The organism is Methanothermobacter tenebrarum (assembly GCF_003264935.1).
GTDB classification, from domain to species: domain Archaea; phylum Methanobacteriota; class Methanobacteria; order Methanobacteriales; family DSM-23052; genus Methanothermobacter_A; species Methanothermobacter_A tenebrarum_A.
In genome coordinates this window covers 82,501-104,488 of record NZ_QLOE01000001.1, presented here as the reverse complement: position 1 = coordinate 104,488, position 21,988 = coordinate 82,501, and the positions used below count along the sequence as shown (strand labels likewise).

Below are 21,988 nucleotides of genomic sequence, written 5' to 3'. Positions count from 1 at the left end.
GTTTATATATGAGAACATTTTAAGATATGAATGCAACTTCACCCCCCCCAAAAAAACTATTTTTTTCTGCAAAAAAAAGGTGGCTTCCAGAGGGAGAGTTTTACACCTCCCCCCCATCAAATTAATTTTCACCCCCCCAAAAGACATGCTGGAAGCCACCACCACCCCCACACATATATAGTAAACAAGAACAAATATTATTCAACATGAAAACCCTAGTAGTATATTATTCGCGGACTGGGAATACCCAAAAGATCGCTAAAAAAATAGCATCAGAAATTGGATGCGACATCGAAGAAATAGAGGATACACAAAATCGTTCAGGGATAATAGGATTCTTAAGATCAGCCTACCAAGCTATAAGGGGAAAGGACACAAAATTGAAACCTTATAACAAAAACCCCCAAGACTATGACCTTGTAATCATAGGAACACCAATATGGGGTGGTAGACCATCAGTCCCCATAAGCACCTACCTAAAAGAGAACAAGGGAAAATTTAAGCATGTAGCTTTCTTCTGCACCTACGGTGGCACAGGATTCGAGAATACAATAGAGACCATGAAAAAGATAACAGACAAAGAACCAACAGCAACATTGGATATTAGGGAATCAGAGATCAAAAATGAAGCCTATGATCATAAAATAGAATCTTTCATAGAAAATATTAAAAAGGAAGATTAGGGCGAGTCTATATCCTTAAAGTATGGTTTTATGTCAATGACATAGGAACCATCAACAGCATCCAAACCCCACACAACAAGATCGCCATCATCCACCTTCTTCAATTCAACAAGGCATAAACCTATTGGATTAGGCCTTGAAGGGGCCCTAGTTGAGAAAACACCCCTCTTTTTCACACCACCCCTTGGTATGACCTTGAGAATGTTGCGCTCAGCCCGGTCTAACCAATATAGGATGAAAAAATGTTTATATCTTATTATGCCATCTAGTGCCTCCTGGAATTCTGGGAAAATATGGATGACACTCTCCTCCTTGGCATATATTCCTTGTGATGGAGCCTCTGAAACATCCTTATAAGGGGATCTCACAACACCCACTGGTTTTAAAACTATCTTCATACCAATCCACTTTATCCCTGGTAAATAATTCTGGAATTTATAGGGGCGCCTAAATAAACTAATATTTTATATCATGTTCATAATATTTTATTGGACTCTAAAAAAATTATGGGATGGTATTATATTGGTGGTTTTATTTGATATTGATAAAACATTGCTCATAGGTTCACATTGTCATTTCTATTCATTCAAACAAGCATTTAAAGACCTATATGGGGAGAATATCACATTAGACATTCCAAATCTTCAAGGCATGACAGATAAGCAGATAATATACCAGATCGCGAAGAAAAACGGTATAAGAATTAGCGATTTCGAGAATATCAGAGAGAGGATAGTTGACCATTATATAAAGAATGTGAAAAGAGAAAAAATAAAACCCCTCAGGGGGACCAGAGAAATACTGGACCTCCTAGAAGATATGAGGATCCCCAAGGGCATAGTCACAGGTAACATAGAGGATATAGCATGGATCAAACTCAAAAAGGCAAGATTCAATGACTATTTCGGCTTCGGAGCCTTTGGGGATGAAGGATGTCAAAGAAGCGCTCTACTAAGACTGGCCCTTAAAAGAGCGGAGAAAATCTACAATAAAATAAACCCCAAAGAAAGCATAATAGTAGGGGACACCCCAAGGGATATAAAAGCCGGGAAAAAAGTTGGCACAATCACAGTCGGCGTGGCCACAGGAGACTTTACCATCAAGGAATTAAAAGCAGCTGGGGCAGACCATGTGTTTAAAAGCCTAGAAGATAAAGAAAAATTCATAAGAATAATCCAAAAGAACATGATAACATGCGAATATTCATAACCGGCGCCACCGGCATGCTCGGCAGAGACATAGTAAAAACACTCACAGATGACCATAAACTAATCACAAAAAGGGTAGACATTACCATCCTAGAAGATCTATTAGATTTTATCAGCAGATCCAAACCAGACATGGTAATACACACAGCAGCATTCACAGACGTTGACGCCGCAGAATCAGCCAAAGACGATGCCTACAAAGTTAACGTCCTCGGTACAAGGAATGTTACAGTAGCCGCCTCCAAGGTCAAAGCTCCAATAGTTTACATATCAACGGATTATGTTTTTGATGGTGAAAAAAGAGAAGGCTATTATGAATTCGACAAGCCAAACCCTATAAACTTCTATGGGCTGACCAAATATCTCGGAGAAGTATGTGTAAGACACCTTACAAACAAATTCTACATCGTAAGAACATCATGGCTGTTCGGGAAACATGGAAAAAATTTCGTAAAAACAATCATAAACTTGGCCGAAGAAAAAGAAAGGATAAAAGTAGTTCATGACCAGATAGGATCCCCAACTTACACCCTAGACCTTGCGGAAGCCATAGGAGAACTCATCAAAAGACCAGCCTATGGAATTTACCATATAACCAACACTGGCCACTGTTCATGGTATGAATTTGCAAAAGAAGTGTTTGAAAAAGCTAACATAGAAATAAGCCTAGAACCCGTTGATAGTAACAACTTTAAAAGACCTGCCAAGAGGCCTAAATGTTCCATTCTAAAAAACTATAATTGGAAAATGGAAGGATTCCCTACCCTAAGGGATTATAGGTTGGCTCTCCAAGACTATCTTAGGGGGTTGAAATTTTGAAAGGTATAGTACTTGCTGGGGGGTCAGGCACTCGTCTTTATCCTATAACAAGGGCTGTTTCGAAACAACTACTCCCAGTATATGATAAGCCAATGGTTTATTATCCATTATCTGTTCTTATGCTTGCAGGTATAAGGGATATCCTTGTGATATCAACACCCCGTGATCTACCACTCTACAAGGATCTTCTAGGTGACGGTAGCCAATTTGGTGTTAAATTTTCATATAAGGTCCAAGAGGAGCCCAGGGGGATAGCGGACGCGTTCCTGGTAGGGGAAGATTTCATCGAGGACGAAAAGGTAGCCCTCATCCTCGGAGATAACATATTCTATGGTCATCGTTTCACCGAAATACTTGAAAGGGCCGCTTCACTCAAAGAAGGTGCTGTTATCTTCGGATACTATGTTAAGGACCCAAGGGCATTCGGCGTGGTTGAATTTGATGATGAGGGGAATGTCATATCATTAGAGGAGAAACCCAAAAAGCCGAGGTCAAATTATGTTGTCCCAGGTTTATACTTCTATGACAATCAAGTCGTTGAGATCGCCAAGGAAATAAGACCATCTGATAGGGGCGAACTAGAAATAACATCAGTTAACCAAGCATACCTCAAAATGGGGAAATTAAAGGTTGAAATACTTGGAAGAGGGATGGCTTGGTTAGACACTGGCACCCCAATTGGACTGCTCGAAGCAAGCAGTTTCGTTGAAACAATCCAGAGAAGACAAGGGTTCTATATAGCATGCCTAGAAGAAATAGCATACAACAAGGGGTGGATAGACGAAGAAAAAGTACTTGAACAATCAGAAAAGCTTAAAAATACTGATTATGGAAGATATTTAGCCGAGCTTGTGCAAGAAAAGTGATAAAATGGTAGGAAAGTTCAATTTCACCCAGATAAGACTTGAAGGCGCCCTTGTTATTGAACCATTAGTCTTTGAAGATGAAAGAGGATACTTCATGGAAACATATAATATGCGAGAATTCGAGGAGGCTGGACTAAAAGTAAAATTTGTCCAGGATAATGAATCAAAGTCAAAGAAGGGCGTATTAAGGGGTTTGCACTTCCAGTATAAGAAGCCCCAGGGCAAACTTGTAAGAGTCATAAAAGGGAAAATCTTCGATGTTGCAGTAGACCTCCGCAAAGACTCGCCAACATATGGGGAATGGGAAGCTGTCATATTATCCGAGGAGAATAAAAGACAATTTTACATACCTGAAGGGTTTGCACATGGCTTCCTAGTCCTCTCAGATTATGCAATAGTAAATTACAAGTGCACAAATCTTTACCATCCGGAATATGAGGGTGGCATACGCTGGGATGATCCCAGCCTGTCAATAAAATGGCCCATAAACCAAGTAGATGGGATCATATTATCAGAAAAGGACAAAAGTTGGAAGACCTTAAAGGAGAAGCCCATAAAGTTATAGGCTGATAAAATGAAGATTATAGTGACGGGTGGCGCAGGGTTCATAGGAAGTAACTTCATAAAATACATGCTAAAAAAGCACCCCAAATATGAAATAATAAACTTGGACGCTCTCACATACTGTGGAAACCTCGAAAACCTCCGAGAAATCGAGAATAATCCAAATTACAAGTTTGTGAAAGGCGATATCACAGACAGGAAATTAGTGGATGATCTCAGCCGGGGAGTTGATGCTATAATAAATTTCGCGGCGGAATCACACGTTGACAGGAGCATCCAAGATCCCACTAAATTCTTAAAAACTAATGTAATAGGGACACAAACATTACTAGAAGCCGCTAAAAAACATAATATACAAAAATATATACAAATATCAACAGATGAAGTTTACGGGTCCTGTGAAAAATGTTATTTCACAGAAGAAACACCACTAGCACCTAACAGTCCATATGCTGCGAGCAAAGCCTCAGCAGACCTCTTTGTGAGGGCCTACCATAAAACCTATAATCTCCCAGTGAATATCACACGTTCATCCAACAATTACGGCCCCTACCAATTCCCGGAAAAGTTCATACCCCTCATGATAACAAACGCCCTCGAAAACAAACCCCTACCAATCTATGGTGACGGGATGAACATAAGAGATTGGATCCATGTATATGATCATTGCAGGGCCATAGACCTGGTGCTTCACCATGGGAGCCCAGGAGAAATTTACAATATAAGCGGGGGTAACGAGAAAAGGAATATAGAAGTTGTAAAACTCATCCTAGAAATACTTGGAAAAGATGAATCCCTCATAAGATTCGTGGAGGACAGGCCAGGACATGACAGGAGATACGCCATGGACTCTAAAAAGATAAAAAGAGAACTAGGATGGAAGCCAAGATATAAGTTCAGGGAAGGACTAGAGAAAACAATAGAATGGTATATCCAGAATAGGAGATGGTGGGAGAATATCAAAACCGGCGAATACCAAGAATATTATGATAAAATGTATGGCAGACGGTTATATGGTTAAAGGGCCGATATTCACTGGGAGAACATGCCGAGAATACATTCATATGTTCAATTTAAACCTTAAAAGGTTAGAAGACAAGAATATATTAGATTGTGCCGCGGGTGCGAGCTCATTCACCCCAATCATGCACAAGCTAGGATTTGATGTGAAGGCAGTTGACATATCATATGACAAAAGTCCTAGGATACTCTACCAGATGTGCGCTGATCACCTAAAAGTCCTTAAAAGGGCCTTGTCAAAAGGAGGATCCTATATTTGGAAATTTTATAAGGATCCTGATGAAATGTTCAGGGAACGTTTAAAGGCTTGTAAAATTTTCATATCAGATTATAGGAGGGGGAGGGGTGAAAGGTATATAATGGCTGATGTCAGGCAGCTACCATTTCCAAGTGACAGTTTCCATCTTGTGCTCTGCTCTCACCTACTCTATATCTATGATCATAGACTTGACTGGAAATTCCACTTGGACAGTATCAATGAAATGTTAAGGGTCTCGAAGGGTGAAGTGAGGATATACCCTCTTGTGAAGGAAGATGGTAGAAAGTCCATCTATTTGGAGCGGACATTAGAGAATCTTCCTGAAAACGTTGATGCTAGACTAGAAAGGGTGGATTATATTTTCAGACCATCGGCAAATGAGATGCTACGCCTAGTTAAGTCTTTATCCGCTCTATGATGGCCTTATGCATCCTTTTTATGAATTCTATCCTTTCCTCATATTTTAGAACATCAAGATATCCTTGTGCGACTAGGTTGAATGCAAATGGTGAGGGTATCTTCGTGTCTATCTTTTCTATCTTCATGGTACCATCTCTTATCCATGTGAGGACCTTTTTAGCATTTTTTATATCCATGTAGTCTTCTAGGACTTCTCTCCTAGCCTCTTTTAAGATTGGGAAGTTTTCATCCAATTCCTTGACAAAATTTAATAATATTCTGCTTTTTACTTGTTGTCTCCCAACCGATTTTTCCTTACCTTTATATCGGCGGAGTATCATGAGTGAACGCGCGGCGCAGTGCCTGAACCTGCCTGTTAGGATCTCTGTCTTGTCAATGGCCTCTGTAAGGATCCTCCGCAAGTTTTCAGGGTCTAACTTTTGTAATGATTCTAGTCCACCCATTTTACCATCAGAGCTTAGATAGAACCCATTATCTGTCACTGATATCATAACGTCCCTCTTGTATTTTTTAGCGATGATATATGCTATGGCACGGGATAGTGCATCGTTAACTCGTCTTCCGAATAGACTATGGAATATTATGAATTTTCTCCCCCCAAATCCTTTATAGAATTCAACGAGTAAACGGCGCTTGCTAGGTATCTTTGCATAGAGGTATTGTTCCCTGAAGTACTGGTAGATTGCATGGGCTGCATTATAATCAAGGTGAAGGTAATCAGCTATGAAATCTATTATTTCATTTTTACTCTCCCCATAATGGAATTTGGCATCTATAATATCCCTAAAACGTTGTATGTCAACTGCTAAGTCAAATGAGAGTGGTAATTGTTCCGAGAACCATGATGGTATTGTTGGAGGTCCAGAGGCTGGGGTTACATTAACTGTCATGCCCCTGGTATAATTAAACCGGTAGATTTTCCCCCCTAATACGAATGTGTCCCCTTTTCGCAGCTTTTCAAGGAATTCTTCATCTATTCTACCAACAACTTTCCCTTTACATTTCACAACAGCTGAACTCCTGTCTGGTATTGTGCCAATGTTTGTGGAATAGAGCATCCTTGCAAGTTTTCCGCGACGTCCGAACTCCCTATTTTCATGGTCTAACCAGATCTTCGCATAGACATAACGTTCTTCAAGGTCCGCATATTCTCCTGCAAGATACTTTAAAACTTTCATATAGTCTTCCTTTGAAAGGTTCCGGTAACAGTAGCTTCTCCTCACGACTTTTAGGGCGTATTCGGCATCCCACTTGTGTTCTATGGCCATCCCATATAAGTGTTGGGCTAATACGTCCAAACAATTTTCTGGTATTTCTATTTCATCGATTTTTCCCTCGAGGCAATCCTTGAGTATCATAGCACATTCAACTAGATCATCCCTGTCAGTTACTATGATACGACCCTTCGATTTCTCGTGTAATCGATGCCCACTTCTTCCTATACGTTGCAGGGCCCTTGAAACCGACTTGGGAGAACTTAGGAGTATTACAAGATCGATGTATCCGATGTCTATGCCAAGTTCTAGTGATGTTGATGATACCACAGCCTTCAGTTCGCCCTTTTTTAATCTGTCTTCGGCTTCTAGTCTTAGTTCCCTTGATAGGGATGAATGGTGGGCCATTATATTATCATCCGAGTATTTGTTGGGGAAGCGACTTTTCAGGTTGTAGACTACGCTTTCTGTGCCGCTTCGGGTATTGGTAAATATCAAGGTTGTTTTATGTTCGCTTATAAGTTTGTCAAGTATGTCATAGATGGCGTTGGTAACTTCTTCGGGGTCTGCGGCCACTATATCATCTACTGGGCATATGAGTTCTAGGTCTAATTTTTTCTTGTAGTCTACGTCGATTATTAGGCAATCACGGGGTTTGCCTTCATTGTATCCTACGAGGAATTTCGCAATCCTCTTTAGTGGGTGTACTGTAGCTGATAATCCTATCCTTGTGAAGTCTCCTATAATATGCTGTAAACGTTCCAAGCTTAGTGAGAGGTGAACTCCCCTCTTGTTATTTGCTAGAGCGTGTATTTCATCAACTATAACATATTTTACATGGGATAGTTTTTTCCTGAACTTTGGGGCTACTAGTATGATTGAGAGGGTTTCAGGTGTTGTGATGAGTATGTGTGGGGGTTTCCTGAGCATTTTTGAACGTTCAGTTTGTGTTGTGTCACCTGTCCTCACAGCTTTTCTTATGCCAAGTTTTTTACCTGCTATTTTTTGGATCTCTTGTAGGGGTTCTTCGAGGTTCTTTTCTATATCATTGTCAAGGGCCTTGAGGGGGGATACATAGATGCAATAGATTTTGTCTTCTAGTTTTCCCTTTTCAGCCAGTCTAGTTAATTCACTTATTATTGATAGGAATGCTGTGAGTGTTTTCCCTGAGCCTGTTGGAGAAGATATTAGGACGTTTTTCCCTTGGTGTATTTCTTTTATTGCGTATTTTTGTGCTTCTGTGAAATCCTTGAATCGGCTCTTGAACCATTTCCTAACCCATGGATGGAGTATCCTATATATCTGTTTGGAGTTGTATTTTTTGTCTTGTTTTTTTATCATCTCCATCCCCTTGTCACTTGCTGTTCCATGATCTTAGTAATGTCCTCTACTGTCCTGAAATCGAATACTTTGAAGTTTTCCACTGCATATACCCTGAATTGTGATAGTCTTGTTTCTTTTAGAAAGGGTGAGATTATGGCTTCATGTAGTATGTCTGATCCTTCAGTTACAAAATTGAATGATGGCATAACAACTAATTCCCTGCCCCTGAATGGACCTTTAAGGTAGCATTTGATCTTTTCTATCCTTTCACCGCTCCTAAGGCCCACGCAAGGGTGTTCGTGGCCTATTATTATCGTTTGGGTTTCTATTTTTTCTGGGATGAAATGGCCATGGGTTATGAGATGATCTTGAAATTTCATAGAATCTGATATTTTAAAGTTTTTCAAGTGTGATATGTATGGTATGATGGGGTCGTGGTTGCCTTTTATTAGGGTGATTTCTTTGAAATTTTCTTCTAGATAATCTAGTAGTCCTTTAAGTTCCTTGTTTTCTTGGTAGGTGACCTTACCGAATTCGTGTTTTAGATCACCGTTTATTATAATATTCTTGGCACCTGATAATTCTCTTATTTTATTGATCCTGTCTATTATCTTCTTGAATTGGAAGCTGGGGAGCATGAACCCTTTCTTGTTGAGGTATTGTTCATATCCCAGGTGTAGGTCTGCGATTATCATTGTATCTTCTATTAAGAGTGCCAAGTCACAAATTTCGAGGTCTGTGGTTATCTTGAATGTGCCGGTCATATCCACCTATATAATATTATTAGGGGGGTAAATTTGTGAGATTCGGGAAATTTTTTGGAATCCACCCTTATATGGGGGGAATTTTTCTGGAATATAGTGTTTAGGTGATTTTGAGACTATTTATTATGAACTCGAAGTTCTTTTTTTCCTCTTCAAATTTTTCGATCTTACAACTGAATACTATCTGGTAATATTTTTCTCCTGGTATCTTCTCGATAAAGATAACTACATATTTATATTTACCACTATGTGATGTTGAGATTATCTGATATGCTCTCATCCCATTTATTGTCAGGGAATTTTCGGAGTCTATCTTGGAACCTTCATGGATTATCATTAATCCCGTGTTTGGCTTATAATAGGATGTTTTCCCGCTTCTAGCGCTCTTGTAGAAATTCACAAGTTCTTCTAGAGAACTTGCCGAGCCAACATCCAATACATCGAAACGGGTTTTTTTGTCATGGGTATCGCGCACGCTGAACATTGAATAATTTAACATTTCTCCTAGTTCTTCTGAGACATTTGTAACATTAGTTTCCCCCCAATCAGCCGGATAGGTGAGGGAGGGCGCTTCTTCCCAATCAGCAGGGTAAACAAAGGAAACATTATCCTTGGAGAATGTTTTAGGTTTATTATCCCCTGGGGGTTTAAAGAATATTATGAGAAAGATTATGATTAAACCAGCAGCTACTAGTAGATGTTTACGTGGCATTATTCCCCTCAGTTCATACTATCATAGGGCGGTATTTATGTATTTTTAGGATGATGGTGATAAATCCACCGATTGTTCAGCCTCGAAAATCAAGGCAGTAGAATCAGATCATGACTGTATTTTCCTTAAAGCTTGATTAACAGCCTTTTTAAACTCTTTATCCCCTTTCCTTCTCGCCTTTTTCATGGGTTCTATCCCCCGCTTATCTTTCAAGTCGCCGAGGGATCTTACAGCCGCAAGTTTCACACCCCAATCTTCATCCTCAAGGGCCTTTATGAGGGGTTCCACGGCCCTTTTATCGCCTAATTCTCCGAGAGCCCGTGCAGCGAATTTCCTAACACCCCAATCTTTATCTTCAAGTGCTTTGATAAAATGGTCTGTAACCTTAGGATCGCCTATCTTCTTAAGCGCATATACTATATACCTCCTTATAGGCCCCCTCTTCTCATCTAGTAATTTGATGAGCCTATCAATGGATATTTCGCCAAATTCGGCTAATTTTTCGGCCGCGGCAAATCTTACAGGATGACTTTCGTCTTCTAGAAGGTTGATAAGAATATTAACTGATTCGGGTGTGGCTGGAAGACTTTTGATCATGTTGATCTTATCATGTTTTTCATTAACCATGGGGAGATCCTCCCAGTTTAAATTTGATCCCATTAAAAAGAGAGGTTACATTATGATAGGTTATATAAATTTTCTCATATGAGGACATGAGGTACCACCCCCCCCTTTTTAGTGTGGATGTTCATCATAGATTTCTGGGCGTCTATTTTCTAATAGTGGTAATCTTCTCCTAACATTTTCCACTTGTGAAAGGTCTATCTCAACGTTTTTAATGGTTTCATCAGCCCCAGCCTCGTATATGATTGACCCCCAAGGATCCGCCACCATCGAATGGCCATAGGCCACATACTCTGCTTTTTTATCACGTGCAGGGGATGCTGCAACCACGAATACTTGGTTATCTATCGCCCTAGCCCTTATCAGCGTCTTCCAATGCGCAGGGCCTGTTACCATGTTGAAGGCTCCTGGGAATGCGAGTATACTGGCTCCTTTGAGCGTCATTATCCTTGAAAGTTCTGGGAATCTTATATCATAGCATATACCTACCCCTATCTTCACATTGCCTACTTTGATTATTGTTGGATTTTCTCCAGCTAGTAGTGTGTCTGATTCTCTGAATGTTATCTTACCTGGTATGTTAATATTGAATAGGTGGATCTTCCGGTGCCTTCCTATGATATCCCCCTCTGGGTTTATGATGAATGAAGTATTATATATGCCCTCTCCTGTTTTTTCAGGTATTGAACCTGCTATGATATGGACTTTGAGTTCTTTTGCGACTTCTTTTAGCCTAGTTATTGTGGGGCCGTCTTGTGTTTCGGCATATTCTTGGAATCTGCTGTTATCATATGGGCAGTTGAACATTTCTGGTAGTATTATGGTCTCGGATCCTTCCTCGGCGAGTTTTCTGATCATATTCTCTGCTTTTTTAATATTTTCCTCTTTTTTATTCACTACTTTCATTTGGCATATTCCTAGGTTCATTTTAAACCCCACGAGATGTCCCCGCCCAAAATATTGTAGGATACTAAGCACTTGTGGAGGGAACATTTTTTTGTGAAGTAAAATATTATAGGTGATGATTATATAACAATTAATCTGGGGTTAGATTGTATCCCCCATGTTTTTTTAGGAGTAGTGATTATGGATCCTTATGATGAGATGGAGAAGATAAGGGAGTCTCTGCGACGTGAAGGTTATATAGCTGATGATGATATCCTAGTTGTAATCTTTTTAGCATTTAATTTGAAGAAGCCCGTTCTAGTGGAAGGTCCTCCAGGCACTGGTAAGACTGAACTTGCAAAAAAGGTTGCCAGTGCATTTGGTTTGGACTTTTTTAGGATACAATGTTATGAGGGTATAACATTCGAGCAGATTGTTGGTGAATGGAATTATCAGAAACAGCTTTTAACGCTTGAGAAAGCTAGAATAACTGGTGTTGATGAGGATGTTTTCAAGGAGGATTTCTTTATCAAGAGGCCTCTACTTTCAGCTTTTATAAATGATAGGCCATCCCTTATACTTATAGATGAGATAGACAAAGCTGATGAGGAGGTTGAAAGTTTTCTACTCCAAGCTTTAGGCGAGAAACAGATTACAGTTAACGATCTTGGAACCTTTGATTTGAAGAATGATCTCATGGTATTTTTAACCTCTAATTCCCAGAGGAACCTTCTTGATGAGACCAGGGATCGTTGCCTTTACCTTTACATAGATTATCCAAGTCCAGAGAAGGAAATGGAAATAGTTAAGAGTCAAGTGCCCTCAGCACCCCCAAAACTTATAAAAGAGGTTGTTGAGGTTATCCATGAGATAAGGAAGTTGGATGTGATGAAAAAACCATCCATAAGGGCCACAGTAGATTGGGTTAAAACGTTAATGGTTCTTGGAATTGAAAAAATTAACCGTAAAACATTCGAAGACACCATTGGGGTTGTGTTCAAAAATCAACATGATAAAAAGAAGGCTATGGATTTAAATCTTCATGAATCAGATAAAATTGCATAGGTTAAACCGTTATAAACCTTATTTTGATAGTCCTCCCAACCTCAAATGAAAAAATTGGAATTTTTATACATAGTGATCTTCTCGCCCTATAGTGTACGGGGCCTTCCTCTAGCGCCTGAGATTTTAAAAAGATGGTGGATTTTATAAGGCGCGGGAAAGTATTTAATGGTCATCCTTTTTTTTATTCTATTATGGGGGGGTTTGTGTGGCCACGAGGTTTTTCAGAAAAAAGGTTGATAGGACTCCTCTTTTTGAATTCATAGATTGGGACTGTTGGTCTTTTCATTGAAAAATTTCACGACTTTCGGCTCTAGAATGTGTCAATTGCGGTATTAACTGCGTCTACTAGTTCATCAAGATTTTCACCGCCACTTTCAAATGGGAAAAACCCAACCGGAGCTAAAAAATTCATGGTATACCTTAAAGTCCGTATTCCCCTATCTTCTGTTATTTTTAACTTTTTAATCCATTTTATAGGATATTTCGCGTGTTTGAATTTCATTCCGGATCGGAAAAAAATTCGAGAAATTTACCATCAAATACTATCATTATTGGACTCTCTTTACTCATCATTCCTTCTACTTCAATCATTTTTTTAACCTCCCCCCCATAAGATCTATTATACTTTTATCTGAAGTATATTATTTTATTATTGGTCCCCATATTTTTGAGGATGAATACATATGGAAGGGCACAGTGAAATCTTATACTACTAGGTTTATAAGGGCGTTTAGTTTATCAAAGATGGATTGGAGTAATTTTTTTTTATCTAAACAGTGACTGTATTGGATATTTCAGTTAATGCTATCGAGTGATAGTCTCTAGATAACTGTAATAATGCAACTTCCAAATTTTTTTCTAATACTTTCAATTGTGGAATTTTGTGCTTTTTTTTGGCGCTGTGGTATAATGTCTGGAAAAAATTAGCGAGCATAAAATGTCCTTAAATGGAATATTATACGCCTCTAGCGTGGATTCTTGGATTCCCCCTAATGGAATAATCCGATACAAGGATTTTATATTCTCAGAATAGACATTATAATAGTGCTTCAAGTTATTAGCTTTGAAGGTTGGTAGTATCTAGAAAAGAAGGGGTTGAATTTCCATGAAGATATTGGAGCTTTCCCAAGCTCTCAGAAAAAAAGGAATCCCAGTCAGCATAAGGAGCACGAAACTAGCCTATTCAGTATATAACATTTTCAAGGGAGGATCTCATCTTAAATGGGCTCTTGCATCTGTTTATGTGAAGGATAAAAGACAATTAGAAGTTTTTGAAGAAGCTTTCGATGAAGTCTTCCATGGAATAGAAAAAGAGGAAGTAGAAGAGACAAAGTTAAAAGACAGGAAGGAATCAAAGATAAAAGTTGAAAACCCAAAGGAAATGGTCCTAATCGAAGAAGAGATAGACTTCCAGCCCCCAATTGAAGATCTTATCGATCTTGACCATGATGAAAGATCGCTACTTGAAATGGATGTTAGCAGACTAGACTTCTTTGACACTAGAATATTTGAATTATGCAAGAAACTTGGCCTTAAAATCGCTAATAGAAGATCTAGAAGATTTAAAGGTTCAAAGATGGGCCGGCCCGATATAAGGAAGAGCATTCGTAAAAACCTTAAATATGGTGGCGCGCTCATAGAACTCGTCAATAAAAAACCTTCGATTAAAAAGAGTCAGCATATCTTTCTATGTGATGTTAGCGGCTCCTGTGACTGGATAAGTAATTGGTTTTTTTGCATAATCTACGCAGCACAACACACATTCTATAATTCACGTTTCTTCGACTTTGATAATAAAATTGTTGAAACAACAAAAGCACTACAAGAGGACGATCTCCTAACAGCCTTCCAGAATTTGAGGGTTTCCAGACAACAGAATATGATGTTACATGGCATATCAAATATGTACACCGCATTTAAGGAGTTCAAGGAGAAGGTTGTGTTCCCACCACGCTCCTACATTATAATATTAAGTGACTGCCGGGACTGGGCCGGGCCACGTGAAGGTAACGTCCCATTGAGTGCCATGGTCTTGGAAGAAATTTGTCAGCGTTGTCGTAAAGTTCTAATACTGAATCCTGAGGATAAAAGTAAGTGGGATGTTGTTGACAGTTGCGTGTCATATTATATGGATGCAGGTGCTAGTGTAAAAGAGGTTAGGAGCCTCAGACAACTTGCAGAGACTATCGAGAAGATATAAAATCGTCCAATGTTATCTTATTGTCTTTTTTCAGTTCCTGTGGCGGTTCTAGGCTCTTGAATTCTAGTCCTTCTGCTTCTAGCAATTCCTTGGCGTCGTGTGTTATTGATGGAGCGACTAGAACACCCCTTACACCATGCTTATCGTTCTTGAAATCTTCTAAGTATCTTTTAAGTTGCCTCACGGCACTTACACCCGCTCTTCTGCTTTTCAATTCTAATACCATTAATGATCCGTTCTCGTCCTTCCCCAGTATGTCTATGAAACCATTTGATGTCTGGTATTCCCTTGCTATGGGCCTGAATCCCTTTTCGATAATATTTGGGGATTCTAGTATGAGCTGGCACATGTCTTCTTCATGGCCTGCCACTTCCAATTCATGGATGTCCCTGACGAGGTAATAGGAGAGTGTGTGAACCCTTTCTATTTCTACTGTGAGTTTCTCGGCTGGTTTCCTCCTTCTACTCTCAACTAGGATCTTCCCATCTTCTATTTTTACTTTTGCCTTCGATCCTGGTGGTTGCCAATTAACTGGTTCGACCTTCCGATCCTGGTGTATTAGAAATGACCCGTCAGGTTTTATTATTATTAGTCTTTCTCCAAGGCCTAGTCTGCTCTTGGCACGACCATAATAGTGTACCCTGCAACATGAGAATATGATGATCATGGCCCTTTTACGGAGGCCTTCTTTTATTATCTTGTAGGTTTCCTTGTTTGTGGGATTTTCTAAGCTTGTGAATCTCCTATTAGTCATTCAATCACTTTATATAATGTTTAGTACTTATATACTCTAAAGTTTTCCTTGGAGATATGATGTTAAGGGAGTTTATTATAAAAGTTGAGGTTGCGCCAGCATATTATGTGGATCTTTTAGAATTTATACTCAGATATTCTGATTTCAAGGATGCTAGGATAGTATATGATAGGCTGGTTTTCAGAGTGGAGTATCCCCTTGGGGTTATAAATGGTGATTTGCAGGTTGGAGAAAAAATTAAGATAAGCTTTAGTTATCCTCCCAGTCTAGAGGATAAGGTGGAGGAATTGTATGATGATATTTTTTTCCTTATACAATTATTTGAGGAAGAGTTAAGGAAGAGTACATTATATTTCGCGTGGGTTGAGGGACAAGATATAATCCCTGAGAAACCTTCATCATTAACTAGGAGGATATCCAAGGCGCTTTTTGGCAGCAACCTATTAGTTCTTTTCATTGTTTTCCTTGGTGTTAATATTTTATTGTTCATTTTATTGGGATTTTATGCTGTTATTATAATCTTGCTTATGCAGTTTTCCCTTATTCTATTCTCTGACAGGTTATATTCGATTATGGGTGAATGGCAGATAACCCCAGAGAACCCATTTGTCCATATACTCATGTATCAGTTACCAAGTAGAGATTTGAAGTTTTTCCAGGAAGTTTTCGGCGATCTTCTAATTAATATAAAAAAGGAGATTTATGATAAGTCCTTGGCATTGGGGGAGTCGCCAACTTGCGAGCTTGGCAGGGATGTTCTCAGAAGGTATGGTTTCGAGTGCACGCCTTTAAATGAAAAATCGAAGATTATCAATGTTTATGACCTTGTTAAATCCGCCGCTTCCAAATTCAAGATACCCACACCCAAAATAGTGATCTCTAATACCATGCTCCCTAACGCCGCTGCCACAGGCCCCAGCCCCCGTAGAGGCCTTATACTTTTAACAACGGGCCTTTTAACCCGTTTGGATGATGAGGAATTGCTTAGTGTTATAGGTCATGAGTTGGCCCATCTTATGGGTAGGGATCCAATAGTACTTTTCGGTATAATTTCTGGAGAATTTATATTAAGGTTGACAGTGCTTTTACCCCTTGTAGCCATGGCACCATTATTATACGTCCTTGTCATCTTTTGGCTTATATTCTTCGTGGCGAAGTTTTTCGAAGCTAGAGCGGACCTTTTATCCGCGGTTGTTATCGGCAAGCCTGAGAAGCTTGCAATGGCATTGCAGAAGATAGGATATAGGAGGTTTGAGAGGGGTGCTGATAGGATATTCTCATGGCTTTTCTGGGATCCTCATCCACCATTATATTTCAGGATAAGGCGGTTAAAGAATCTTAAAATTGGAAAGGTTAAAAGTCCATTATTGGAATCTGCGAGGGATGTTATACGTGGTTTCATAGATTCCATCAAATCCTCTTGAGGAGTTTTTCAATGTCTAGCTTATTAAGGTCCCATGAATCCTTCATCCCATATCTTTTGGCTATGAATTCAACATCCTCTCTGTTCAAGATCTTATAGAATAGATCTTCTGATTCCTCCACGCTAGGGTCTATAATCTTCTCTAGTTCAATTATAGCCTCTTTTAATATTCTATCGGATTCTGGACTTTTAAGGAGTCTTTTAATAGAATCTGATTTTATGGATGGTTTGTAGTTAAAGAATCCTCTTAGATGTTTCTGGTGAGAGATGAACTTGTATATGATGATCAGTTTATCCTGCAATTCCTTGGCTTTGTTTCTAGTTAACATTTTGGGAGTTTACCCCCCGGTTTCCTTTATTATTTTCTTATAACATAAATGAATTTATAAGGGATATGATGGGAGGTGGTATTATTGTATCTTTTGGAACTTGATCGTACAATGTGTGTTTCTTGTGGTACTTGTATTGATATTTGTCCTGAAGTTTTTGAATTTACCAATGACGGGCTCTCGTCGATAAAAGATGTTGAAATTTCTGACTTGCAGAAATTAGAAATGGATGATCCGTTATGCACTGAAGATGCCATGGAAAATTGCCCGAGCGGGGCTATAAAGGTTTATAGGGATTAAGATGATCAGACCTTCATATTTTGTCTTGCCAGAGTTCACCTTTGAATCTGGTGAAACACTAAAAAACCTTAAAGTAGAATATACTTGTATAGGGACGCCCAAGGTTGACCCTGAGGGTTTTATCATTAATGGTCTACTCCACATCCATGGGTGGAGTGGGGACTACCTATCAGTGAAAAGACTACTACCCTTAATAGGGGAAGGCAAACCCCTAGAGGAGTTCTTTATAATAGCCCCAACATCCTTAGGATCTCCTAGGTCGAGTTCACCGTCAACAACCGGTCTTGGAATAGAATTCCCCCAATATACCATTAAGGACATGGTTAATTTCCACTATGAATTTATTAGGAGAAAGTTCAAGATTCGGAAACTTAAAGGTGTTATCGGCGCGTCCATGGGGGGTTTCCAGGCCCTTGAATGGGGTGTATCTTATCCAGATTTCATGGATTTCCTGATATTACTTGTTACAACATTTAAGGTTAGGGGCATTAACTATGCCATCTTCGAATATATGAACAAGCTTATAAAAGCGGATCCGGCCTATAATGATGGAAGATACAGGGAAAATCCCAGTTTGGGGACTTGCCTCGCTTCAATGTTCATGTACTTTTATGGATTTTCCAGAGAATATTATAGTAGCTTAGATAATATGGAGCTTCTGGATTCAATGATAAAAGCTGGAGAAGAGGGCATGGAACTTGATGCAAATGATATCATATGGAGGAACAATGCTGCTATGAGATTCAACCTAGAAGGTCAATTAGGGAATATCCAAGCAGATACTCTAGTTGTGGGTATAAAAGAGGATCAATATTTTCCACCATCTATTGATACTATTCCGCTTTCAAAGATGATTAAAAATTCAAAGACTATAATCTATGATTCCATCTGCGGGCATCTTGGCGTGAATGAACTTGAAAAGATCCAAGGAGAACTTAGAAAGTTCATAGAACCCCACCTACCAGTGGAGGGGTGAATATGAAGGTTAAAATTGTCGATTTCGGCTTTGATAAGGGCAAATCCCTCAATTATATAAAATATATTGTATTCGGACTTGAAAGAAGCTTAATGGAAAAACTTGCAAGGAAACTTGAAGAGGAAATAGAAATACAAGACGACAGATTATTGATAACAGTTTATTACGAGGATAAATATTATCCTCTCGGCTCTGAGGAGGCTAAAACTCGCCTGGAGGATTTCATAGCAAGAGAAGAGATAGAAATGACAGTTTACCTTTCCAGCATCCTCGAAGATTAATCCTCCCAAATGGGGGGTGTTCACCCATGAAACTAGATGAAAGATATAACTTTGGCGATTATCTTTATGAAAGGGATCATTGGATTGTATTCTTGTCACCTAACCAGGGCAATCTTGGAAGCTGTGTTGTGGCCTTGAAGAGGAAGGAGGAATTCCTAGGTAACATAAAGGAGGATGAATGGATTGAATTACGCATTATCATAAAGGAGCTTGAAAAGGCCGTTAAAAAGGCTTTTGGCGCCACATTATTTAATTGGGGGTTCCTGATGAATACATTCTATCGGGAGAATAGTCCCCCACCATGGCTTCACTGCCACTTCATCCCAAGATATGATCATAAAGTTGAACTCAATGGGGAGATATTCGAGGATCCATACTTTGGCTACATGAGACCTTGGGGTCCTATTAAAATATCTGAAAAAACCCGAAGGATTATAAAAGAAAAAATTCTGGAAAATATAGAATAATCTTATCCGAGTTTTTCTAGTTTTTCCTTAAATTCTTTCCTGTGCCTTTTTTCTTCATCTATTATATGTTTTAGAACCCCTACAACTTCTTCGTCATCTATTAACCGTATATGTTTCTCATATTCTTCTATACCCTCTGTTTCTTTTTGTATTTGCACCTTAAGGGCTCTTTTCACATCTTCTTCCATGTATTCTATTTTTCCGATTTCCATTGAAGGTCTACCGCCCCTTTTTGTTATTAGCTCAGCGAGCCACCACATATGTCTCATTTCATCCGCTGCAATACCCTCTGTCAATCTGCTTATCTCGCAGTCATCTATTACAAAAGCGTTATAAGTGTAGAGCATTGTAGCTTCAAGTTCTCCTTTAAAGTCAATATTTAGAAGTTTTATTATTTCATTATTATCCATTAAATCCCCACACACAATAATTTGATAGTATTTTTATCATCAAGCTTATATATAATTTATATCAAGTTATGGGGGGATAATTGGGAAATAATGTGGATGATAAAAAAAGGATAATATGGACTGGTGATCTATTATGGCCTCTAAGGTTTATTTCGCGGATTTAAGGGCTAGATCCGCCGATGAGAATAAAGGGAGTAAAATACAGAGACTTTTTGACAAAGTATATGATGGGATGTTCTCAGAAGATGATCTAGTAGCTGTGAAAGTCCATTTTGGCGAGAGGGGGAATGATTCTTTTGTAAACCCAATACTTCTAAGGTATATTGTTGACAAGGTTAAAGAAAGCGCCAAGAAGGTTTTCTTAACAGACACCAACACTTTATATTATGGTTCAAGGCATGATTCAGTTGAACATCTCGTTACTGCAATACTAAACGGCTTTGATTATGCTGTTGTTGGGGCGCCGATTATAATCGCAGATGGACTCCAAGGCAAAAATGAAAGGATTGTGAAAGTGGGCCAGAAAAATTTCGATGTGGTGAGGATAGCAGGAGACATTTATGAAGCTTCTGGGATGGTTGTAGTGTCACATTTTAAAGGTCATGGGATAAGTGGTTTTGGTGGTGCTCTTAAAAATCTTGCGATGGGCTGCGCGACCATAGAGGGGAAACTAGAACAGCACGAATGCGCAAAGCCTATAATAGATGGTGATTGTGATCTTTGTAGTGTTTGTGTGGATAATTGTCCTATTGGGGCTCTCAAACTCGCCGAGGATGGTGTGGAGATAGACTATGAGAAGTGTATAGCTTGTATGAATTGTATGGACACATGTCCAAACGAGGTTTATGATCTTAATTGGGAGAAGGACGTGCCAGTATTCATTGAGAGGATGATGGAGTATTCATTGGGTGCTGTTAAGGGTAAAGAGGCTAAAATTTTATATTTTAATTTTCTTACGAATATAACGCCTGATTGTGATTGTGTAGCTTGGAGTGATTATCCGATCGTGCCCGATATAGGGATTTTAGCATCTAAGGATCCTGTTGCAATAGATGCCGCAAGTTACGATCTTGTAAACAGTCAAATGGGTTTCAAAAATTCCATGCTTGAGAAGAATTTCGAGGAAAATGCTGATAAGTTCAGGGGAGTGTGGAGTGAAGTTGATGCAAGATACCAGCTAGTATATGCAGAAAAGATTGGCCTTGGATCCAGAGACTATCATCTTATAAAAATATGATCTTATGCTGATAATTCTAACATCCTTTCCACGGCCTTTCTAGCCCTTTTCGCTATATTATCTGGGACTTTGACCGCGTATTCTTCATTTAGGAGTGATTTTTTCACTTTGGGGAGTGTGTGTAATTTCATGGGTTCGCAAATAGCCTCCTTGAATAATGGTATGGGGTTTTTGTCTGGGAATTCCATTTTGATTCTGGTAGTCATGTCTACTTCTGTCCCTATTATGAAGTCTTGATTTGGGGATTCCCCAACTCTTCTCAGCATCCCCCCAGTACTTAATATTCTATCTGCTAGTTTTTGGACTTCTGGATCGCATTCTGGGTGTATTAACACTTCTGCATTTGGGTGTTCTTTTTTTAGTTTTTTGACCTGTTCTGTTGTGAACATTTTGTGAACGTAGCAGTGACCGTCTTCTGGTACTGGTATGATCTCCTTGTCGGTGTGTTGTGAAACATGCCATGCTAGATTTTTGTCGGGTCCGAATAATATCTTGTCCTCTTTTAGACTTTCGACCACTTGCACTGCATTTGCTGAAGTGCATAATATGTCTGCTTCAGCTTTTGCCTCAGCTAGGGTGTTAACATATAATACTACCGCGGCATCTGGGTGCTCCCTTTTGGCTTTTTTCAATTCCTTTAGGGTGAGCATATGGGCCATGGGACACTCTGCTTCTTTATCAGGGATTAATATTTTCTTATCAGGGTTTAAGATATTGGCTGTTTCGGCCATGAAATCCACACCACAGAATACTACTATAGGCTTGTGAATTTTTGAAGCCTCTATACATAATTCTAATGAGTCCCCTGAAAAATCCGCTATTTCCTGTATCTCCTTTTTCTGGTAATTGTGAGCTAATATTATAGCGTTCTTATCCTCTTTTAGTTTTATGATCTCTTTCTGTAATTGGTTCATGTACACTCCCCTATTAACTCAATTTTCCCCGTGATTTAATATCCTTTTTTGGTTTTATCCATTACTAAATAATTTTTTTACCATTCTTCTGGTAAAATTTCATAGGTAGCATGGTCCCTCACTTTCTTGGGGGGTTTATAATTGGACTAACTTTTTTAGGAGTATATTATAAATAGGGGTAAAATTTATATATTGGATGAAATAAAAAAAATTTTTGGTTATCTCCCACCACATGTTTTTGCAGTATTTTCTAATTTATTGTACTGGGTGG

26 protein-coding genes are annotated in these 21,988 nt (G+C 39.0%); 15 read left to right on the top strand and 11 right to left on the bottom strand.

The annotated features are described in order from the left end of the window. Nucleotides 1-206 precede the first annotated feature (206 nt). Nucleotides 207-683, top strand: a complete 477-nt coding sequence (locus DPC56_RS00560) for a flavodoxin family protein (protein ID WP_112093119.1) — start codon at nucleotides 207-209, stop codon at nucleotides 681-683. On the opposite strand, the gene tsaA is transcribed toward DPC56_RS00560, so the two are convergent. Continuing rightward, a complete protein-coding gene (gene tsaA, locus DPC56_RS00555) occupies nucleotides 680-1,081 on the bottom strand; it encodes a tRNA (N6-threonylcarbamoyladenosine(37)-N6)-methyltransferase TrmO (RefSeq protein ID WP_112093118.1) in 402 nt (133 codons plus the stop codon). The genes DPC56_RS00560 and tsaA overlap by 4 nt on opposite strands. 127 nt (nucleotides 1,082-1,208) lie before the next feature. Here tsaA and DPC56_RS00550 point away from each other — a divergent pair, with 127 nt between their 5' ends. The 6 genes from DPC56_RS00550 to DPC56_RS00525 are packed head-to-tail and all read left to right on the top strand — an operon-like array spanning nucleotide 1,209 to nucleotide 5,837. Then, the gene (locus tag DPC56_RS00550) at nucleotides 1,209-1,892 is read left to right on the top strand and encodes an HAD family hydrolase (RefSeq protein ID WP_245923814.1); all 684 of its coding nucleotides are present in this window, start codon (nucleotides 1,209-1,211) and stop codon (nucleotides 1,890-1,892) included. After that, nucleotides 1,877-2,710, top strand: a complete 834-nt coding sequence (gene rfbD / locus DPC56_RS00545) for a dTDP-4-dehydrorhamnose reductase (RefSeq protein WP_112093117.1) — start codon at nucleotides 1,877-1,879, stop codon at nucleotides 2,708-2,710. Before DPC56_RS00550 ends, rfbD begins: the two co-directional genes overlap by 16 nt. Next, a complete protein-coding gene (gene rfbA / locus DPC56_RS00540) occupies nucleotides 2,707-3,576 on the top strand; it encodes a glucose-1-phosphate thymidylyltransferase RfbA (protein WP_112093116.1) in 870 nt (289 codons plus the stop codon). Before rfbD ends, rfbA begins: the two co-directional genes overlap by 4 nt. 4 nt (nucleotides 3,577-3,580) lie before the next feature. After that, nucleotides 3,581-4,141 (top strand): dTDP-4-dehydrorhamnose 3,5-epimerase, encoded by a 561-nt coding sequence (gene rfbC, locus DPC56_RS00535; RefSeq protein ID WP_112093115.1) that lies wholly within the window; start codon nucleotides 3,581-3,583, stop codon nucleotides 4,139-4,141. A 9-nt stretch (nucleotides 4,142-4,150) separates the two neighbouring features. After that, entirely contained in the window at nucleotides 4,151-5,161 is a 1,011-nt protein-coding gene (rfbB, locus tag DPC56_RS00530) for a dTDP-glucose 4,6-dehydratase (protein WP_112093114.1), read from the top strand. Further along, a complete protein-coding gene (locus tag DPC56_RS00525; RefSeq protein WP_245923799.1) occupies nucleotides 5,127-5,837 on the top strand; it encodes a class I SAM-dependent methyltransferase in 711 nt (236 codons plus the stop codon). The genes rfbB and DPC56_RS00525 overlap by 35 nt, the downstream gene beginning before the upstream one ends. On the opposite strand, the gene DPC56_RS00520 is transcribed toward DPC56_RS00525, so the two are convergent. The 5 genes from DPC56_RS00520 to DPC56_RS00500 all read right to left on the bottom strand — a co-directional run bounded on the left by DPC56_RS00520 (nucleotide 5,815) and on the right by DPC56_RS00500 (nucleotide 11,403). Then, nucleotides 5,815-8,394: an ATP-dependent helicase gene (locus DPC56_RS00520; RefSeq protein WP_112093113.1), complete on the bottom strand. Its 2,580-nt coding sequence runs from the start codon at nucleotides 8,392-8,394 to the stop codon at nucleotides 5,815-5,817. The genes DPC56_RS00525 and DPC56_RS00520 overlap by 23 nt on opposite strands. Next, nucleotides 8,391-9,140, bottom strand: a complete 750-nt coding sequence (locus DPC56_RS00515; RefSeq protein ID WP_112093112.1) for a metallophosphoesterase — start codon at nucleotides 9,138-9,140, stop codon at nucleotides 8,391-8,393. The genes DPC56_RS00520 and DPC56_RS00515 overlap by 4 nt, the downstream gene beginning before the upstream one ends. Nucleotides 9,141-9,240: 100 nt before the next feature. After that, a complete protein-coding gene (locus tag DPC56_RS00510; protein ID WP_112093111.1) occupies nucleotides 9,241-9,852 on the bottom strand; it encodes a hypothetical protein in 612 nt (203 codons plus the stop codon). A gap of 108 nt (nucleotides 9,853-9,960) precedes the next feature. Next, complete coding sequence (locus tag DPC56_RS00505; protein WP_112093110.1) at nucleotides 9,961-10,479, bottom strand: HEAT repeat domain-containing protein; 519 nt, start codon at nucleotides 10,477-10,479, stop codon at nucleotides 9,961-9,963. A 108-nt stretch (nucleotides 10,480-10,587) separates the two neighbouring features. Next, a complete protein-coding gene (locus tag DPC56_RS00500) occupies nucleotides 10,588-11,403 on the bottom strand; it encodes a carbon-nitrogen hydrolase family protein (RefSeq protein WP_112093109.1) in 816 nt (271 codons plus the stop codon). 159 nt (nucleotides 11,404-11,562) lie between these two features. On the opposite strand from DPC56_RS00500, the gene DPC56_RS00495 reads away from it, so the two are divergent. Continuing rightward, nucleotides 11,563-12,426: an AAA family ATPase gene (locus DPC56_RS00495; RefSeq protein WP_112093108.1), complete on the top strand. Its 864-nt coding sequence runs from the start codon at nucleotides 11,563-11,565 to the stop codon at nucleotides 12,424-12,426. 310 nt (nucleotides 12,427-12,736) lie between these two features. Here DPC56_RS00495 and DPC56_RS08145 read toward each other — a convergent pair whose 3' ends face one another. Continuing rightward, the gene (locus DPC56_RS08145) at nucleotides 12,737-12,928 is read right to left on the bottom strand and encodes a hypothetical protein (RefSeq protein ID WP_112093107.1); all 192 of its coding nucleotides are present in this window, start codon (nucleotides 12,926-12,928) and stop codon (nucleotides 12,737-12,739) included. A 603-nt stretch (nucleotides 12,929-13,531) separates the two neighbouring features. On the opposite strand from DPC56_RS08145, the gene DPC56_RS00485 reads away from it, so the two are divergent. Then, nucleotides 13,532-14,626, top strand: coding sequence for a vWA domain-containing protein (locus DPC56_RS00485; RefSeq protein ID WP_112093106.1), 1,095 nt, complete (start codon nucleotides 13,532-13,534; stop codon nucleotides 14,624-14,626). Here the strand turns inward: DPC56_RS00485 and nucS are convergent. Then, complete coding sequence (nucS, locus tag DPC56_RS00480) at nucleotides 14,610-15,380, bottom strand: endonuclease NucS (RefSeq protein ID WP_112093105.1); 771 nt, start codon at nucleotides 15,378-15,380, stop codon at nucleotides 14,610-14,612. The two genes, DPC56_RS00485 and nucS, sit on opposite strands and share 17 nt — an antisense overlap. A gap of 59 nt (nucleotides 15,381-15,439) precedes the next feature. Here nucS and DPC56_RS00475 point away from each other — a divergent pair, with 59 nt between their 5' ends. Beyond that, nucleotides 15,440-16,804, top strand: a complete 1,365-nt coding sequence (locus tag DPC56_RS00475) for a M48 family metallopeptidase (protein ID WP_112093104.1) — start codon at nucleotides 15,440-15,442, stop codon at nucleotides 16,802-16,804. On the opposite strand, the gene DPC56_RS00470 is transcribed toward DPC56_RS00475, so the two are convergent. After that, nucleotides 16,791-17,132: a hypothetical protein gene (locus DPC56_RS00470; protein WP_112093103.1), complete on the bottom strand. Its 342-nt coding sequence runs from the start codon at nucleotides 17,130-17,132 to the stop codon at nucleotides 16,791-16,793. The two genes, DPC56_RS00475 and DPC56_RS00470, sit on opposite strands and share 14 nt — an antisense overlap. Before the next feature lie 75 nt (nucleotides 17,133-17,207). Here DPC56_RS00470 and DPC56_RS00465 point away from each other — a divergent pair, with 75 nt between their 5' ends. The 4 genes from DPC56_RS00465 to DPC56_RS00450 are packed head-to-tail and all read left to right on the top strand — an operon-like array spanning nucleotide 17,208 to nucleotide 19,156. Next, on the top strand, nucleotides 17,208-17,432 hold the full coding sequence (locus tag DPC56_RS00465; RefSeq protein ID WP_245923798.1) for a ferredoxin: 225 nt from the start codon (nucleotides 17,208-17,210) through the stop codon (nucleotides 17,430-17,432). Nucleotide 17,433: 1 nt separating this feature from the next. Continuing rightward, a complete protein-coding gene (locus DPC56_RS00460) occupies nucleotides 17,434-18,408 on the top strand; it encodes an alpha/beta fold hydrolase (protein WP_112093101.1) in 975 nt (324 codons plus the stop codon). Nucleotides 18,409-18,410: 2 nt separating this feature from the next. Then, nucleotides 18,411-18,689, top strand: a complete 279-nt coding sequence (locus DPC56_RS00455; RefSeq protein ID WP_112093100.1) for a DUF5750 family protein — start codon at nucleotides 18,411-18,413, stop codon at nucleotides 18,687-18,689. Between the two features lie 26 nt (nucleotides 18,690-18,715). Further along, the gene (locus DPC56_RS00450) at nucleotides 18,716-19,156 is read left to right on the top strand and encodes an HIT family protein (protein ID WP_112093099.1); all 441 of its coding nucleotides are present in this window, start codon (nucleotides 18,716-18,718) and stop codon (nucleotides 19,154-19,156) included. Nucleotides 19,157-19,158: 2 nt separating this feature from the next. Here DPC56_RS00450 and DPC56_RS00445 read toward each other — a convergent pair whose 3' ends face one another. Next, nucleotides 19,159-19,566: a ferritin-like domain-containing protein gene (locus DPC56_RS00445; RefSeq protein WP_112093098.1), complete on the bottom strand. Its 408-nt coding sequence runs from the start codon at nucleotides 19,564-19,566 to the stop codon at nucleotides 19,159-19,161. 133 nt (nucleotides 19,567-19,699) lie between these two features. Here DPC56_RS00445 and DPC56_RS00440 point away from each other — a divergent pair, with 133 nt between their 5' ends. Further along, on the top strand, nucleotides 19,700-20,803 hold the full coding sequence (locus DPC56_RS00440; RefSeq protein WP_112093097.1) for a DUF362 domain-containing protein: 1,104 nt from the start codon (nucleotides 19,700-19,702) through the stop codon (nucleotides 20,801-20,803). A gap of 2 nt (nucleotides 20,804-20,805) precedes the next feature. Here DPC56_RS00440 and nadA read toward each other — a convergent pair whose 3' ends face one another. After that, nucleotides 20,806-21,717, bottom strand: a complete 912-nt coding sequence (gene nadA, locus DPC56_RS00435; protein WP_112093096.1) for a quinolinate synthase NadA — start codon at nucleotides 21,715-21,717, stop codon at nucleotides 20,806-20,808. Nucleotides 21,718-21,988 lie beyond the last annotated feature (271 nt).

Excerpts from the sequence above, each read along its gene's own strand:
- nadA (WP_112093096.1), bottom strand. The coding sequence starts at position 21,717 with ATGAACCAATTACAGAAAGAGATCATAAAACTAAAAGAGGATAAGAAC.
- DPC56_RS00440 (WP_112093097.1), top strand. The coding sequence starts at position 19,700 with ATGGCCTCTAAGGTTTATTTCGCGGATTTAAGGGCTAGATCCGCCGAT.
- tsaA (WP_112093118.1), bottom strand. The coding sequence starts at position 1,081 with ATGAAGATAGTTTTAAAACCAGTGGGTGTTGTGAGATCCCCTTATAAG.
- rfbD (WP_112093117.1), top strand. The coding sequence starts at position 1,877 with ATGCGAATATTCATAACCGGCGCCACCGGCATGCTCGGCAGAGACATA.
- DPC56_RS00515 (WP_112093112.1), bottom strand. The coding sequence starts at position 9,140 with ATGACCGGCACATTCAAGATAACCACAGACCTCGAAATTTGTGACTTG.
- DPC56_RS00500 (WP_112093109.1), bottom strand. The coding sequence starts at position 11,403 with ATGAACCTAGGAATATGCCAAATGAAAGTAGTGAATAAAAAAGAGGAA.
- DPC56_RS00495 (WP_112093108.1), top strand. The coding sequence starts at position 11,563 with ATGGATCCTTATGATGAGATGGAGAAGATAAGGGAGTCTCTGCGACGT.
- DPC56_RS00525 (WP_245923799.1), top strand. The coding sequence starts at position 5,127 with ATGATAAAATGTATGGCAGACGGTTATATGGTTAAAGGGCCGATATTC.
- DPC56_RS00470 (WP_112093103.1), bottom strand. The coding sequence starts at position 17,132 with ATGTTAACTAGAAACAAAGCCAAGGAATTGCAGGATAAACTGATCATC.
- DPC56_RS00485 (WP_112093106.1), top strand. The coding sequence starts at position 13,532 with ATGAAGATATTGGAGCTTTCCCAAGCTCTCAGAAAAAAAGGAATCCCA.
- DPC56_RS00510 (WP_112093111.1), bottom strand. The coding sequence starts at position 9,852 with ATGCCACGTAAACATCTACTAGTAGCTGCTGGTTTAATCATAATCTTT.
- rfbC (WP_112093115.1), top strand. The coding sequence starts at position 3,581 with ATGGTAGGAAAGTTCAATTTCACCCAGATAAGACTTGAAGGCGCCCTT.
- DPC56_RS08145 (WP_112093107.1), bottom strand. The coding sequence starts at position 12,928 with ATGAAATTCAAACACGCGAAATATCCTATAAAATGGATTAAAAAGTTA.
- DPC56_RS00455 (WP_112093100.1), top strand. The coding sequence starts at position 18,411 with ATGAAGGTTAAAATTGTCGATTTCGGCTTTGATAAGGGCAAATCCCTC.
- rfbB (WP_112093114.1), top strand. The coding sequence starts at position 4,151 with ATGAAGATTATAGTGACGGGTGGCGCAGGGTTCATAGGAAGTAACTTC.
- DPC56_RS00520 (WP_112093113.1), bottom strand. The coding sequence starts at position 8,394 with ATGATAAAAAAACAAGACAAAAAATACAACTCCAAACAGATATATAGG.
- DPC56_RS00560 (WP_112093119.1), top strand. The coding sequence starts at position 207 with ATGAAAACCCTAGTAGTATATTATTCGCGGACTGGGAATACCCAAAAG.
- DPC56_RS00475 (WP_112093104.1), top strand. The coding sequence starts at position 15,440 with ATGTTAAGGGAGTTTATTATAAAAGTTGAGGTTGCGCCAGCATATTAT.
- nucS (WP_112093105.1), bottom strand. The coding sequence starts at position 15,380 with ATGACTAATAGGAGATTCACAAGCTTAGAAAATCCCACAAACAAGGAA.
- DPC56_RS00445 (WP_112093098.1), bottom strand. The coding sequence starts at position 19,566 with ATGGATAATAATGAAATAATAAAACTTCTAAATATTGACTTTAAAGGA.
- DPC56_RS00460 (WP_112093101.1), top strand. The coding sequence starts at position 17,434 with ATGATCAGACCTTCATATTTTGTCTTGCCAGAGTTCACCTTTGAATCT.
- DPC56_RS00450 (WP_112093099.1), top strand. The coding sequence starts at position 18,716 with ATGAAACTAGATGAAAGATATAACTTTGGCGATTATCTTTATGAAAGG.
- DPC56_RS00505 (WP_112093110.1), bottom strand. The coding sequence starts at position 10,479 with ATGGTTAATGAAAAACATGATAAGATCAACATGATCAAAAGTCTTCCA.